Below are 15,921 nucleotides of genomic sequence, written 5' to 3' on the forward strand. Positions count from 1 at the left end.
AGAAATCAGTCCTTATGCTGCGTATCACACAGTACCGCTGTCCGCGCCGGATCGATTGCCACCAGCGAACCCAGCAGAGCGTCCATTTTCCGGGCAAGCGCCGCCTTGTCCGCGTGGCGATGTGCCCGCAGGCGCAGCAGTTTCAGTTGCCGGGCTTTTACTTCAAACAGCAGTTCTGGCTCCCACTGCGTCAGCGTTATTCCCTGTGCGGCGGTATCCAGTTCTTCCAGCAGCAGGAGCGCCATCTCGTTTTTACCGTACTGTTCCGCCACCCGTGCCATCAGCAGCCGCAATAACAGGCGCTGTCGTGCCGTGGTGATGCCCGGACGGGTCTGTATCCAGCCCAGCGCCGCTTCCACGCCCTGACTGTCTGCCATCGCCAGTGCTTCCGGCTCCAGCGCCAGTACGTCATTTGTGGCGTCGTCTGTCGGTACAGCGGCTTTCCCCGCAAGCCATGCGCCGTCTTCCCGCATCATGACCTGCTGCGCTATCCAGTTGCGCGTCACCTCGTCGGCGAACGGTGTGCCGTCGTTCCATGCCAGATTTTCCAGCCCTGGCAGGCGTTCCAGCAGTAACGCCAGGTCCTGACGGATAACGGCTGTCCACCTGTCCCACGGTACGCCCGCCTTAGTCAGCGCCTGATGCAGATACCACTGAATGTCCAGCCAGAAATGACTGACGCCGGTGCTGAACATCAGGTCGGCCTGCTCCAGCAGTTCCGTCCAGTTCTGCTGGGCATACAGCCGCTTAAGCTGGTTGCGTGACTCGGTGCGCGGCGGGGCCAGCCGGGTTTTGCCGTCCACGTCCGGCGGCAGTTCATGCACCGTATCCCAGCGCAGGGTTTTCATCAGCCGGTGCGCCGAAAGCCAGCCCTGCGGCTGTTCGTTCAGATAACGGGCCAGCACTTTCGCCTGGTCGAGCAGGTCACGTCCGGAGGTGATGGTCTGTACCTGCGGCGCATCCACCGGGGATGACGGTGCCGGAACGCCGCTGCTGTTCTGCGGCACCACCGCGTTCATTCCGCCCGACTGTGCCAGACGCGATTCCAGCGCGTTAATCAGCGGCATCAGGGAGGGGGAATGCTGGTCTTCGGGCCACGCGGCGAAGGAAACCGTCAGCAGATTCAGGGCGGCAACAATGTTCGCAAAATCCTCTTTTGCCACTTCCGGGTAGCGGGCAAGGCTGTCGAGCATCTTTTCCCCCGCCAGCCACTCCAGCGCCATTTTCCGGCTGGCCGGGCGCGAGGGCAGCAGTTGCGTACCGAAGCGTTCCACCAGTCCGGTCAGCAGCGCCAGTCCTTCCGCCAGTCCGCGCTCACCGTCGCGGTGCAGTCGCGCCCAGATGTAGTAAGTGGCGATGCGCACGTCTTTTGCCTGCGTCAGCAGCAGGGATTCGGCAAGCTGGCAGATGAGGTCCGTATCCGCGCCGGAAAGTTTGTTCATCTCGTCGCGGATACGCAGAAAATCGTCGTGGTAGCCGGGGTCTTCCCCGACCGGCGTATCTGCCGTCACCGGCAGCAGCCATGTCTGCCACAGCGCCGCCTGTGTTCGCGCCACATCCAGTGCATCCCGGTCGGCAAAACAGCTACGGGTCAGCTTTTGCAACAGTTCACTCATCGGCGTCTTCCCCATACTCTTCCACATCCTTCATACTTTTTCCGGTCAGAAACACCTGTCCCGGCAGGCGGAAGTTTTTCAGCTCCAGCAGCGCCAGCGGCCCTTTACCCTGTTCAACCCGTAGCAGGTAATTCAGCGGCAGGCCGTCCTGCGCTTTCCACACCACCTTAAAGGTGCTGCTGTCCACCGGCGTCACCTGCGCCTGTTCCAGCAGGCGAATAAGACTCCAGCTTCCCCGGTAATCCGCCAGTATGCGCTCCATCGCCTGTGTGCTGGTCCAGCTTAGCGATGCGCCGGGTTGCCACTGTTCATCCGGCCAGTTAAAACGCTGCCAGCGTTCTTTCTGGTTGAAATATTCCAGCTCCTGCCCGTCAATCACCAGATGCGTCTTCATCACGTCACGCGCCGGTTTTGCCCGCAGTTCAAAATGTATCCCGGCATCGCCGCTGGCAAAGGCGGTATCGGCCACGTCGCGCAGGCGGTTCAGGGCGCGGATAAAGTCCGGATTGACCGTCAGCCCCTGCGTGTTCATGGCGTCAGCCACCCAGTAGCGGCCCTCTCGTTTCAGCACGCCGGAAAGGTTGGCGGCGATAAACAGGTTGATGCGCCCGTCATCGCGCAGGTACTGCGCCAGCAGGGGGAGGGAGGCATCGTTCTGTGAGGCTTTGAACGGATAGCGGCCAGCGAAGTCCTGATTCCAGTGGCTGACAATCGCCCGCTGCCACTGGCGGTTCAGGCTGTCCGCCGCAGGCGTCAGCACCTGCCGCCACGACTGCTCTACCGGGCGAACGAACAGCGCCTGACCGAAGCCACTCCATTCTTCGCCCAGACTGGCGGCGATTAACCGTCCGTAGTCGCGGGTGTCGGTGAGGTCAACGGTTTTACCCTGTAAGACCGTCTGCGCCAGTTGTTGGGTCATCTCCTGCGGGTCGGGGGCGTTGGTCACCTGTTGCAGTTTGAGGCGCACGCGGGTGACGCGGGTGAGGTAGGTCTGTAGACTCAGCTGGCTGTCGCCGCCTCCGGCCTTATCGCCCAGCAAACGCAGCAGCGGCGTGAAGGTTTTATCCAGCGGCCCGACAGGCACGTCGTCACCTTCACGGGATTGCTGCGGCGTTTTCTCCTTGCCGTTAAACAGTTCCTGTGCCGATTTCGCCAGCGAGTCTGACAGACCACGGTTTTCCCTGCCTGTCGCCGCCTGCCACGCGAGGGTGTCCGTCAGCGCAATCAGTGGCGACTGACGGGCATCGGCCATCAGTGTCAGCTGGTCGAGAATGCCGGAGAGCGAGTCTTCCTTTTTCCAGTGAATGCTGTTGAGAAACGCCAGCCAGCTTCCGGCAAAGTCGGTAAAGTAGCGTGAGGTGAGACGGTTACGCAGCGTATCCGGCGAGATATCCGCAGAGGTATCCTGCTGGCGGTCGCTGAGTACCCAGTCGATTTCCTCGCGCCGCGCCGTCACCACCTGCTCGATGGCTTCCCTGACCTGTCCTTCCCACGCCTGACGGGTGAACATCCCCGGCACCGTCTGTTCCGTACTGAAAAGAGATTCGGTGAGGGTATCCCCGGTCATGTCCGCCAGCGTCATATCGGCGTAGTTGCGGGACACCTGTTGCAGCACGTTCTGGTAGAGGGTGTTTTCGGCATTACGCACACCAATCTGGCGCAGCAGGATTTTACGCACTGCGCCGGTCAGTTCCGGTGGCGGCGATGTTTTCCACTGCGGGTGTTCCGGCAGGTTCGCCGTCCAGAAGGTCAGCAGTGACGGCAACACGCTCTGCCGCACACCTTCCGGGATATTCTCGTAGCGCAGACCGTCCGCCATCAGCGTGGTACTGAAAAAGGCAGCGTCGGCCTTTTCCGGGCGGGAAGTCATCAGCAATGCCTTAAGCTGCTTATAGCGTTGTTCACCGGTGGCGGTACGCTGAGGACTGTTGGGCGGCAGGGCGACAAAGGCGTTCAGTTGCTGTTGCAGATGGTCAACGGCCACGTCGCGCACCAGCCGGTTTGCCGCCTGCGCATAGCCGGGAAAAGCGGCGGCGAGCAGTTGTTGGTTACGTTCAAGGCCAAAACGCTGATACCACGGCGCACCTTCGCGGATACGATATTGCAGGCGTTCCAGTTCGCCCTGCAGGGTATGCAGCGCCACCAGTTGTTCTGCCAGCGGCAGGCGGGTATCAAGCGCACGTGCCGTCTGGATACCGGTTTCCTGAACAAGAGCGCGGTTGGCGAAGAACGAGGTCGTCATTCCGGCCCCCCATATCACCAGCACGCAGACAGCGGACATCAGTGCGGTACGCAGCCACGGAAAACCCACCGTGCGCCCGCGCGCGTTATCACCCGTCACGCCCGCCCAGACCGGTGACGGCAGCCACGCATGAGGTGCGGCCTCCGGCACGGCGGCAAGCGGCGGGCTGAACATCAGGCCGCGCAGGCGCAGGGAAGAAAATGCGCCGCCTGCCAGCAGCGGTTTCAGGACGGTCTGCCAGTGAGCAATACCCCGCTCTGCAAGGGTATGAGCCAGACGCAGCAGAAAATCATGGCGGTTATCGGTCAGTAGCTGCGACATGCCCTGTTCCGTCAGCGGCAGGGTTTGTGCTTCCAGCATTACAGCCAGTTGTTCCGGGGTACAGCGTTCCGGCAGCAGGCAGCCGACGCTTTGCAGGGGGCGTCCGGTCTGATAATCACCGTCGTCACAGACCTGCCACAAATAGAGTGGAGCCTGAAAACCGAGTCGCTTACCGCCGTTTATCAGTCCGCGCCAGCCTTTGTCGAGTTGCGCTGTCTGGCGGCTCTGTTCTTCTGTCAGCGCCCAGATGATGCCGTCCAGCGGACGGCTGCGGCGCAGTTTTTTTAAGGCGGTCAGCAGTGTGACATCAGGCTCCGCTGTTGGCCTGCCGCCATATATCAGCACCGTGTGGTCGCCTTCCAGCCAGTGTTGCCCGGTCAGCCCCGGCGCGATGGCTTCTGCCTGTTCAGGCTCGCCGGTCACCAGCAGCAGGCGGACTTTACGCCGCCAGAACGGACCGTAGCGGTCGCGTAAATATATCGTCAGCAGTGATGCATAGTTCGGCTGCTCCGTATTTATTTCCTTTATATCAGTCGGTTGAGCGTATAGTGATATCGTCGAGGCTTCGTTCTGCCGGAAAGAAAAGAGGAAAAATATGCACATACTTAGCAAACAGATCACAATCGCTGTTATCAACAGACGAAGCCAGACAGCATGCTCATCCTGTGCTGATATCAGCGGTGTGGTCTGAGCCAGAACAAACAAAATGAGCAACAACACAACAAGGAGCAGTAACCCCACACCCAAAAGACGCACAACTCTTTTCATAACAAATTATTCCTTCTGGGCGCGAACGATAGCCTGTATAAAGCGAGGGTATTGCAGATGAGCAACAGCGCTTCGTAAACCAAAGACGATGCCTGGCAATGTCACTATCATCAGCAACAGTGTCATGGCTACGCCTGCCCAGGAAAACAGCCATTCCTGGCTGTACCGCCCGATAAACCAGAGCACCAGTATATTGAGCATAACCGCCAGCATTAGGGAACCTGCGGGATAAGGAGATGAGGTTGTATCAAGGTATTCCTGATTAATCGCCGGATAGCCGTTGCCCGTCACCACAGCACTGGCCTGTTTATTTCTGACCTGTAACAACCAGTGACTTCCCGGCCCGTATCTGACCATCTCTGCGGCGGTTGCCACCATCAGCCAACCGGCAGGAGGCCCGTAAGCGGCGATAACTTTATCCACATCAATAATTCCGCCAGTGGCGATATCGTTATGCAGGGATAACGGAAGGTCGTTCACCACACGGCCCAGAGCCTGTTGTGATGCCTGTGTCAGACCACTGTGCCAGACCAGATATCTGGCATTCACTGGCTGTTGCGCCATATCCCGCAGTTCAGTCAACTCACGGGAGATCGCATCAATGTTTAGTGGCATCGGGCGAAACACCCGCACCGTATCCCGCCGTATAGAAACTTTCAGTAACTCGGGCGGCAACAGTAACAATGCGCTGGCGAATTCCGGCAGGTTTTCCTCCGGCTGGCGGTAGTGCAACGCCAAAACAAGAACAGGGTTATCAATATCAAATAAGTGGTTATTCTCATCACTGAGAGGAAGGGGAGTGGGTGACATATGGATGTCCAGTATCCAGGGTAATTCATCCTCTTTCCATAAACGAATAAGGGTTGTTCGCTCACGCTCTTTATCCGATGCAGAGTGAAGTGGTCAACAAAAACTGGCCACCGAGTTAGAGTTTTTTCCAGTATCGATTTTCCGATTCGTTTGGTGGTAACCCACCATTATATTCGTGCGGTCTTAGTGCGCTGTAATATCCAACGATATAGTCCGTTATTGCGTGAGCTGCATCGCTGAAGCTTACATAGCCCGTCGCCGGCACCCATTCGTTCTTCAGACTCCTGAAGAAGCGCTCCATTGGGCTGTTATCCCAGCAGTTTCCACGCCGACTCATACTCTGCCTGATCCGGTATCTCCACAGTAACTGCCGGAACTGCCTGCTCGTATAATGACTGCCTTGATCGCTGTGGAACATCACCCCGACGGGCTTACCACGGGTTTCCCATGCCATTTCCAGTGCTTTCATGGTAAGCCTGCTGTCCGGCGAGAACGACATGGCCCAGCCCACTGGTTTTCTTGCGAACAGGTCGAGAACAACGGCGAGGTACGCCCAGCGCTTACCCGTCCAGATATAGGTCACATCACCGCACCACACCTGATTTGGCTCGGTCACGGCGAACTGCCGTTCAAGGTAGTTAGGGATAGCAACATGTTCATGACCACCACGTTTATACCGGTAAGTCGGCTGCTGACAGCTGACCAGCCCCAGCTCTTTCATGAGTCTGCCAGCAAGCCAGCGCCCCATCTGGTAGCCTCTCTGGGTTGCCATTGTGGCGATGCTTCTTGCTCCGGCAGAGCCGTGGCTGATGCCATGCAGTTCAAGTACCTGGCTGCGTAATACAGCCCGTCTGCCGTCTGGCTTTTCAGGACGGTTTTTCCAGTATTTGTAGCTGCTGCGATGGACCCCGAACACATGGCAGAGAGTGGCCACAGGATAACGCGCCCTGAGTTTCCCGATTATCGAGAACTGTTCAGGGAGTCTGACATCAAGAGCGCGGTAGCCTTTTTTAATATTTCATTTTCCATTTCAATACGTTGTAGCTTTTTCCTGAGCTCACGGATTTCAATTTGTTCCGGGGTAATAGGGGAGGCTTTTGGTGTTTTTCCCTGCCGCTCATCACGTAATTGTTTCACCCATCGCGTCATTGTGGAAAGGCCGACATCCATAGCGCTGGCTGCATCTGCCACGGTGTAATTCTGGTCAACGACCAGTTGAGCGGATTCGCGTTTAAACTCTGCGCTGAAATTTCTTTTTTTCATTATGGCACCTGTGTTGTTCTGAGGTGAGCATATCACCTCTGTTCAGGTGGCCAAATTCAGTAAACCACTTCAGAGGTTTCAATCAGTACAGTCATCTGACCGGAAGGATAATGCTGAATAAGAGAAGCTTTAATCTGGTTTATCAGTAACTGGCAAAGTTGCTCAAAACGCGCAATACCGGGTATCAGCGGCTCCTCTGCCAATAATGTTAAAGGAGGATCATTATTATTATCTTCATAAGAAGTACCTGCGAGGCGAGGAAGCAGTTGCGTGTCTGAGGTCAGCAGAACATGGCAGGCTAAGTAGCGGTGCTGATGTGCTCGCTGCTGCCAGACAAGGAGTGCGCTGTGCCGCCGACTATTCCAGCACCAGACGTAATATGCCTGAAACTCCCACCACAACAAATAGCCGGTTAGGGCTGTCATCACTCCAGCCATCATCCTGCCTGTCAAGGGCAACCAGTAACCGCTGGCGAGGGCGGGGAGTCCGTCCGCAGGGGAATGCAGTATCCCATATGTGAGCGCGACAAATGCCCCGGCAAACAGAATAAAAAGGCATACCCAAGGAGACCAGCGCTGCACGTCTTTGCTGGTGGGAATTTTCGGTTTTGACCACCCCATCAGCCTATCTCCACATCCGGCAGACTGGCATACACCACCGAGCCGCAGGCGCTTTTACAGCCATGCACAACAATCCCACGTCCACCCTCCTCATAACTGGTATCACACTCCACAATTGGGTTAGTACCATGCTTCGGGCAAGTGACGGTATCATTCAGCAGTGCAGCCTTTTTTCCCTGAATATCAAAGGTTGAAGAGGCCGAAGAGACTTTGCCACCGTGAGAAGTTGCGTCATTGAGTACTACCACATTTTTTCCCATATCACTTTCCATGTATTTGTTTCACACATTACGTAACCGGGCCTTTTCTTCTGCCTTTCTCTGTTCAGCATCTTCGGCGACATCCTGTTTTATCGCAGGCGGTATTGGCGGAACAGTCAGCTTGCCACTAAAGTAATAGTCATCGCTTTCCAGCCAGTCAGCCTGACGACGAAGCTCTTCCAGACCCGCTTTGTCCCACGAATGCCAGCAGTAACCGATGGGTAAATCATAGGCCACCACCCGGCTCATAAATCGCTCATCCGATGGCAGGGTACTGTGATCTGTTGGACGCTGAACATAGGTTCTTACCTCCTCCAGCATCTCTTCTTGTGACTGCTTTTCATACTTTACCCTGTCCTCTTTCGACCCCGGCCCTGACTGGTAGTATCCCGAGTCTTTTTTCGGCACCATCTTCCGGTCAAAATAGCCATACAGTGAAATGTAATAACGATAGTCGGTATCGACAGGTTTTTTCGTCTCTGGGTTAATCTGCCCGTAAGCATATCCTGCTCCGCCGCTTTGCTTTTCGTCACGGGCATAGTCTTGATCAAAATTCTTTAGTTCTTCAGCTGTCAGCGGTTCCGGCACCTGCGGCGCGTTAATAGTTAATGTCTGCCCGCTGTCCGGATCCGGCCACGTTGCCCTCTGTAACAGCGTTGTTGTGCTGTCCCAGAAGGGTTTGCCATCACCCAAATTACTGAAATGGGTCTGTGCGGTCGGCGTACCGCCGCAGGGTGTATTGCGCCCAAGTATACGAACATAAAGCGTATCTCCAGCCTGTTTAAATAAGGTATGTGGTGTGCCATCTTTAGTATCCGGCAGCCCCTGCCAGCCAATACTGCGCAGGGGGGAAGACCCCATAACTCGGTCATGGGGATTACAATAAATCCACGTCGTTCCATGGTTGTCCCGCTCCGGTAGTCCGTTATGTGTTTTACCTTCCGGGATCCATGAATTACCGTCGCTGCTCATGCCTGCCAGCAGATTGTCGCAGCCCTGTTGCTTCAGCCGCGTTTTGTTTTCCGCTACCTTTTTGACAATATCGGCAAACGTCGCCGATCTGGCCTTACGGCTGATAATTTCCTTTATCGGGTAGGAAATATAGGTGGTAGGTTCATTCTCCAGCGCATAGGGGGAGTTCATCACAAACAGCGCATCCGGCGCTTCGATGGCTGCCGCCGCCAGCGCAATCATTGTTCCTTGACTGTGTGACAGCACCGTAACGGTGTCTTCCGGATGCTGGTTGCGAATGGTTTTAATTAATTTGGCCAGACGACCAGCCGCATGAGCGTAATAGTGTCTTGGTGGGGCGTCGCTTAGTAGCCTGTCACGTTCGCCGTTCAGTACCTGAGTACTGAACGGAAGCGGAACCCCCAGCAGGGATGGATTGTTATTAAACCCGGTTTTACTCCACAGGCTGACCAGTTGGTTGCAGCCATTCTGGAACGGACCGCCGCCCCAAAACCAAGGGCCTTTGGCTTTACGCGATTCCGGGGGAAGGTCATAATAGTTGTCCCCCTTTTTATTTTTTAGCGGAATGGCGTATGTATCGGTTTCATTATCCGCCGCACGATAGCCCCAGTAAAAACGAATAACCGGGGAACGACCGTCACCACCTTTTGTTATTTTTCTGGGGCCTGAAACCCATTTCTTTTGGGAACCCTCTATTTCGTAGGTATGTTCCCAACCACCCTCACTTTTATCGCTGTTGACAAAGAAACCTCCTTCATAGTTGTTTTCCTTAAGACCATGCTCACCTTCAAGCCCCAGGCGCTGATTGAGTCCGGCGCATAACGACCTCTCAGCATAATCGTACCATTCGCCTTCAGAATTAACGCCGTGAACAAAAATAATTAAGCCGGGTAACTGGAGCGGTGGTTGAACTTCCGCACGGACTTTGACATTTTTATGAGAGGTCATTGAATAGGCAAAAGGAGTACCATTATCCGTAAGATGAACATCGACCTTTCGGGTTGGCTCTGATTTATTGGTACTCATTGAATTTTACTCTCTGAAGGTTGAACTGGCTCCAGCGTCCTGTCACACTGCATTTCCATAACGTTGTTTTTGGGATAAAAACGTGACAGGTCGATTTTATAAAAACCGGTGGAGGGTACCTCTTCTCCGGGACGGAACAATTCATAAGCATCTTCTGAACGCACAACACCAGAGCTATCTTCAGTACTGAGAATCCATCTAAGTATCACCGGACTAAATCTGCCCTGTCCCCCCCGATATCTAAGCAGGTAGAAGCCGTCATTCATCACCAGCATGTCATAATCCCTCGTGGCACCGGTCGGATTCTGGGTATAACTGCCGTATGGCACACCACTGCGTCTTTTTCCACCATCGGTAGTGACAATGACCGCATTCATACAGCCTTTATTCGACCCCATACAGGAAGCGTGTCTGGTATTTAACGTGGCAGGAAAGGCCAGAAAATCATCACGCGTTGATAACCAGAATAAGCGGCCTTTAAATAAATACCCTGAAGCGTCTAATATTTTAACATGAATGTTTTTTGCTTTATTATTATAAAACGTCTGCCCGTTCTCGCAGTGGGTATAATTTTCTAGCGTGAAATAGCGGTTGTCATCAATGCGAAATATCACCTGCGGCGGACCATAAACCGGTGGTGGCACATTGAGGTCTTTCGTGTCGGCTTTTTTTGTTGCTCCCGGTTCGCGCAGGATCCCTGCCCCAAATGCCGCCCCTTCGGATATAGACTCCTGGCCTCTGGAAATACAGCCACTGAGGGGCAGTGACGCCCCAGCCAGAGTCAATAAACTGCACGTAAATATCATCCATTCTTTCAACATATTTCCCCCTGAAATCATTTTTTCAGAATAATTTTTAGGTCATCAGATGCTTTTGACGCAACAAGAGAGGAATACCCCATTGCATCGGTTATCCCGGCAATAACACTCCCATCTGGCATGTGTATTTCATATTTTTGATTTGCTATCGGCTTACCTGATGCTGGATTCGAAATAATGAAATTTTCATCGAAACTTTCAGGCTCAAACGACTTCATCACGCCCTGCATACTACCGGAGCCTGCTTTCTTAATACCGGCATTTTTAACCAATAGTTTTCCCGGACCGCCAATCTCCACATTGCCACTTTTAATTTTGATATAGCCCCCGCCACAAATCAGTGTTAACTCATCCTGCGCTGTCACCACCAGCTTTTTACCACTCGATATATAGGTGTCCTGTGTTGACCAGGTGGTCAGATTTCCCCCCTGCGCCTGAATATCAATATCGTTATGTGAGCTAAAGAGCTTTGCTCCCGCACGGCTATACAAGCTGAGCTGTTTTCCTGCTGCCAGCGTAAAGTCTTTCTGTACGCCAATATCCAGTTGCTTACCTGCTGTCAGAGTCAGATTATCGCTGGCAGACAACTGCATATCCTCACCGCTGACAAGCGCCACGCCCTTAGGTGCGCTACCCAGTAGCACTTCCTGCTGTAACTGCTCAATTTTTTGCTGCAACAGCGTCTGCTGACGACTCACATCTGCCGCCAGTGCCTGAGCCTGTTGCGCACTGGCAGCCAGAGATTCCATTGTCACCAACGCTGCAGAAAGGCGAGCCAGAGCTGGCTGCATCTCCAGCACCTGACCCTGCGCCTTATCCTGCGCATCAGCGCTGATAAAAATCCCTTTCTTCGCCCGCACCGCGCCCCACAGATCGGTACGCAGTTCAAAGCCTTCGCCACGCTGTTCTTTCCCGGCATCAACAAGATGGCCGAGGTTTAGCTGGCTCTTGCCGCCATATTCGGTACTGACCTTGATATGCTCCTTCCCGCGCTCGTCATCCAGCCGGATTTTGTTGTTGGCCGGGATACGCAGCACGTTGCGCTTGTAGTTCTGAATGGTCACATGGTCGGTGTGCGCCGAGTCGTGTTTTACCCCGGCGATATACGGCCTGTCCGGGTTGCCTTCCTCAAAGGCGATGCTGACCTCCGTTCCCGCCAGCAGCGGCAGGTGCAGGCCGTAGGTGTCTCCCGCATACGGGCGCGACTGGCGTACCCACAGGCTTTCATAACCCGGTTTCCACGTATCGCGGTCAAAGTCAAGGTTGACTCGGTAGCGCCCGTCCTTGTCGATATGGGCATAGATATCGTTCTTCACCGTGCTGGTGACCCGCGCCGGGAGCGTTCCGGCCATGACCGGGCGGGGGATTAGCGCCGGACGGTAGCCGTAGCGTTCTGAGTACGGTATCGCCGTGAACGTCAGCTCATAGCTGCGGTCACGCGCCGCGCTGGTCGTCACGCCGGTAATCAGCACGCCCTTGCGGAACACCGCAGGCGCGTCGTCGCCCTGAACTTTTATCTCCAGCCCCGGCATCAGCAGTGAACTGGTGCTCTGGCCTTTGAGAATGGCCTGTTCATTCAGGTAGCGTTCGTGACGGATACGGGCATAAAACGCGCCGCTTTCCGCTGCCTCTTTATCGCCTTGTTGCAGGAAGTTGTCGGCATAGTGGTAGGCTTCGCCGTAAGTGGTGTTATCGCCCCCGGTGGCGTCATGCTGGCCTGTGGTCATTTCCGCCGTGGCTTCACGGTAGTTGTAGTCCCGCGTGGAGACACTTTTTTCCACCACGCTGTACGCGGTGTTCAGCCCCCATACGGCTTCCGTTTCACCATCAAACAGCCCAGAAGGATGGCGAAGCGGCAGCGTCAGCCCGCGCTCGTAGCCGCTCTGGTCGTCGTAAAATTCGATAACTTCGATTTTCAACCGGGCGTCGGTGGCAAAGCGGAACCAGATACCCACCTCTGACAGCAGGCGTGAAACAAACGTCAGGTCGTCCTCACCGTACTGCATCACCTGTTCGCGGGCCGGGTATTCGCTTTTGAGGTTAAACACGAAGTCCTGACCGCGCATCTGGTGCCGCTCGCGCAGGATTTTTTCGACGATTTGCGGCACCGTCTGGTTCTGGTAGATGGCGTTCTGGCGGCTGCGGGTAAGCAGCGCCATACGGGGTTCAAGGCGCACTTCGTAACGGGCTTCGTCCTGTGACGATGAGAGATGTTTAAAGCCGGTAATGACGCCGTGCAGGGTGCGCAGGGCAGTCTGTACCGGCATTCCCTGTACCGGCGGTGCCGTCAGGCTGAATGCGCCATCCTGCATCAGCACCGACTCCGGCGCGATGGCTTTATCGCTGCTGGTAAACTGAATGTCGTAGCGGAACGGGGTACTCAGTTGCTCGCGGCCTTCAAAGGTCAGCACATCCACCGGACTTTGCAGGCCGCGAATTTTGAGCTTGTGGTGTGCGTGGTCGAAGAACTGTACGTTCATAAGAGCCTCCATTATTTCTCATCAAATTCCAGCACAATCCCGTCTTCATCATCCCAGTCAAGCCGCAGTCGGGCAGGCTTATGATGCACGGCCTGCTGCGCCAGCAACTGCTGGCTTAAGACCGGCAGGATTTGCTGGTTCAGCAGGCTGTCGATATTACGCGCACCGGTGTCCGGCAGCAGGCAGGCGGCGGTCAGGGCGTCGTACAGGCTGTTACTGATTTCCGTTTCCAGCCCATAGTGCTGGTGAAGACGGCGGGCCACCTGCGCCAGTTTCATTTCCACAATGGCGCGCATCGCCTCCTGTCCCAGCGGGCGGTAAATCACCGTCTGAAAACGCGCCATCAGTGCTGGCTGGAAGTGCTCGCGCAGCAGGGGATACAGCAGTTCATGCAGGTCTGCGTCCGTGGCGTCCGGTTTTTCCTCCAGCAGTTGCATGATGTGGTCGCTGCCCAGATTAGCCGTCATCAGAATCACGGTGTTGCGGAAGTCAATTTCCCGGCCTTCGCCGTCGCGCATAAAGCCCCGGTCAAATACCTGATAGAACAGGTTCATTACGTCGCGGTGCGCCTTTTCCACTTCGTCGAGCAGCACCACGCTGTAAGGGCGTTTGCGAACGGCTTCGGTGAGTACGCCACCCTGACCGTAGCCAACGTAGCCCGGAGGAGACCCCTTAAGCTGGGAGACGGTATGCGGCTCCTGATATTCGGAGAGGTTGATGGTGATAAGGGATTTTTCACCGCCAAACAGAGTGTCGGCCAGTGTGAGCGCAGTTTCGGTTTTACCGGTGCCGCTGGGGCCGGTCAGCAGGAATACCCCCTGCGGGCCGTTCTCCGGCGTGAGGCCGGTCTTAGCCGCCCGCAGCCGCTGTGCGATGGCGCAGAGCGCCGGGCTTTGCCCGACAACGCGGTTTTCAAGACTCTGTTCCATACTGAGCAGGTCGCTCTGCTCGTCCTTGAGCAGGGAAGATAGCGGGATGCCGGTCCAGTCCGCCACCACCGTGGCGACGGCGCGGGCGTCCACATCCAGCGCCAGCAGCGGTGCAAAGCCCTGATGCGTTCGCAGTTGCTGTTGCAGTTCAGTGCTGTCTGTCCCTTCCTGACGCAACGTCATAATCTGCTGCGCCAGTGCCTTTTCCTGCTGATACTGCGCTTCCAGATGCCCGGCTTCTGCCTGTAGCTCATCACGCAAATCGGTCAGTTCCGCCAGCCGCTCCGGGCTGGCTTCGGGATAAAATACGCTGTCCTGCTCAATCGCTTCCCGCTCAATATCCAGTGCCGCCAGTCGCACATGAAGCTGCGTCAACGGTTCCGGCAGGGTGTCAAGGCTCATGCGGACTCTTGCCCCGGCGGTATCCAGCAAATCAACCGCCTTGTCCGGCAACTGGCGTCCGGTCAGATAGCGGCGCGACAGGCGCACGGCGGTCTGAATGGCGCTGTCCAGCATATGTACGCCGTGGTGCTGCGCATAGCGGGCTTTCAGCCCCCTGAGCATCAGGCAGGCGGTGTCATCATCCGGCTCGTCAACCTTAACCATCTGGAAGCGGCGCTCCAGCGCGGCGTCGCGCTCAAAATACTGTTTGTATTCGCTCCACGTGGTCGCCGCGATGGTGCGCAGTTCGCCCCTTGCCAGTGCCGGTTTCAGCAGGTTCGCCGCATCCGCGCCGCCTGCCTGATTACCCGCACCGATAATGGTATGGGCTTCATCAATAAACAGCAGTACCGGCTCCGGTGATTTCTGCACTGCATCGATGACATTTTTCAGCCGCTGTTCAAATTCACCTTTAACGCCCGCGCCAGCCTGTAACAGACCGAGGTCCAGTGTGCGGATATGCACCGTTTTCAGGCTGTCCGGCACGTTGCCTTCGGTGATACGCAGCGCCAGCCCTTCCACCAGCGCGGTTTTGCCCACCCCCGGTTCTCCCACCAGAATCGGGTTGTTTTTGCGGCGACGGGAGAGGATATCGACCATCTGGCGAATTTCCGTGTCGCGCCCGAATACCGGGTCGATTCGCCCGCTGCGGGCTTTTTCCGTCACGTCTTCGGTAAAGCGGTTAAGCACCGCCAGCAGGGCGTCATCCTGTTTCTCCGTCAGCGTTTTTGCCGGTGCGTCCGCCGTTGCCGTCTCCGGCAGTGCAGAGGTCAGCGGTTCGGTGACCTGTGGCTGACGTGCCGGACATTCATCCGACTGCGCATCCAGCAGGGGACGCAGCCGCTCAAGCTGCACGCGGCTCAGACTCAGCAATACCCACAGGTCATTACAGGCGGGCAGCATCGGTTTTTCTGTCAGCGCCATCAGCAGATGCTGGCTGCGGATTTGTGGATCGTCGCCTTCCAGTGACGCTATCAGCCACGCCTGTCGGATAAGCGCTGCCAGCGGTTCAGAAAGTTGAGGACGTTCGCGGACCGGGCGGGGTAAGGTGTCCAGATGTGCCAGCAGAGACTGCCAGAGCGTGTCGATATCCCATTCATAGCGGCGGGCAATCACCGTGATATCGCCTTCTCCCTGCTCCAGCAGTTTCAGCAGCCAGTGTTCAATGGTTATTTCCGCATGGGCGCGGGTCTGACACAGTGAGGCGGCAGCGTCCAGCGCCCGTGCACAGTATGGGTTAAGGCGACGCAGCAGCGCGGCGGGGTGATTTCCTGTCATAGAAGGGTTTCCTTATCGTGTTCTGTATTCCTGCGATCCGCGTTCAGGCACGCTACCGCCCATAGCCGTTACCTCAC

General features: G+C 56.0%; 9 protein-coding genes and 1 pseudogene. All 10 read right to left on the reverse strand.

Annotated elements, in window-relative coordinates; translation table 11 throughout:
• Positions 1–5: 5 nt before the first annotated feature.
• Entirely contained in the window at positions 6–1,616 is a 1,611-nt protein-coding gene (gene tssA / locus HBM92_RS05215) for a type VI secretion system protein TssA (protein WP_001443097.1), read from the reverse strand.
• Positions 1,609–4,947, reverse strand: a complete 3,339-nt coding sequence (locus HBM92_RS05220) for an ImcF-related family protein (RefSeq protein WP_000832727.1) — start codon at positions 4,945–4,947, stop codon at positions 1,609–1,611. The genes tssA and HBM92_RS05220 overlap by 8 nt, the downstream gene beginning before the upstream one ends.
• A gap of 6 nt (positions 4,948–4,953) precedes the next feature.
• On the reverse strand, positions 4,954–5,757 hold the full coding sequence (locus tag HBM92_RS05225) for a hypothetical protein (protein WP_001443096.1): 804 nt from the start codon (positions 5,755–5,757) through the stop codon (positions 4,954–4,956).
• 93 nt (positions 5,758–5,850) lie between these two features.
• Positions 5,851–7,020: pseudogene (locus HBM92_RS05230) on the reverse strand (IS3-like element ISEc52 family transposase).
• Between the two features lie 56 nt (positions 7,021–7,076).
• Positions 7,077–7,640 carry a hypothetical protein gene (locus HBM92_RS05235; protein WP_000539871.1) on the reverse strand — a complete coding sequence of 188 codons (564 nt, stop codon included), beginning with the start codon at positions 7,638–7,640 and terminating at the stop codon, positions 7,077–7,079.
• Positions 7,640–7,900, reverse strand: coding sequence for a PAAR domain-containing protein (locus HBM92_RS05240; RefSeq protein WP_001443095.1), 261 nt, complete (start codon positions 7,898–7,900; stop codon positions 7,640–7,642). The genes HBM92_RS05235 and HBM92_RS05240 overlap by 1 nt, the downstream gene beginning before the upstream one ends.
• A gap of 21 nt (positions 7,901–7,921) precedes the next feature.
• Positions 7,922–9,898 (reverse strand): hypothetical protein, encoded by a 1,977-nt coding sequence (locus HBM92_RS05245; protein ID WP_000106189.1) that lies wholly within the window; start codon positions 9,896–9,898, stop codon positions 7,922–7,924.
• Complete coding sequence (locus HBM92_RS05250) at positions 9,895–10,719, reverse strand: hypothetical protein (RefSeq protein ID WP_000910915.1); 825 nt, start codon at positions 10,717–10,719, stop codon at positions 9,895–9,897. The genes HBM92_RS05245 and HBM92_RS05250 overlap by 4 nt, the downstream gene beginning before the upstream one ends.
• Before the next feature lie 14 nt (positions 10,720–10,733).
• Positions 10,734–13,196, reverse strand: coding sequence for a type VI secretion system Vgr family protein (locus HBM92_RS05255; RefSeq protein WP_001443094.1), 2,463 nt, complete (start codon positions 13,194–13,196; stop codon positions 10,734–10,736).
• A gap of 11 nt (positions 13,197–13,207) precedes the next feature.
• Complete coding sequence (gene tssH / locus HBM92_RS05260) at positions 13,208–15,844, reverse strand: type VI secretion system ATPase TssH (RefSeq protein ID WP_000147339.1); 2,637 nt, start codon at positions 15,842–15,844, stop codon at positions 13,208–13,210.
• Between the last annotated feature and the right edge of the window lie 77 nt (positions 15,845–15,921).

The organism is Escherichia sp. E.sYA108, assembly GCF_011754335.1.
Taxonomy (GTDB): Bacteria; Pseudomonadota; Gammaproteobacteria; order Enterobacterales; family Enterobacteriaceae; genus Escherichia; species Escherichia coli.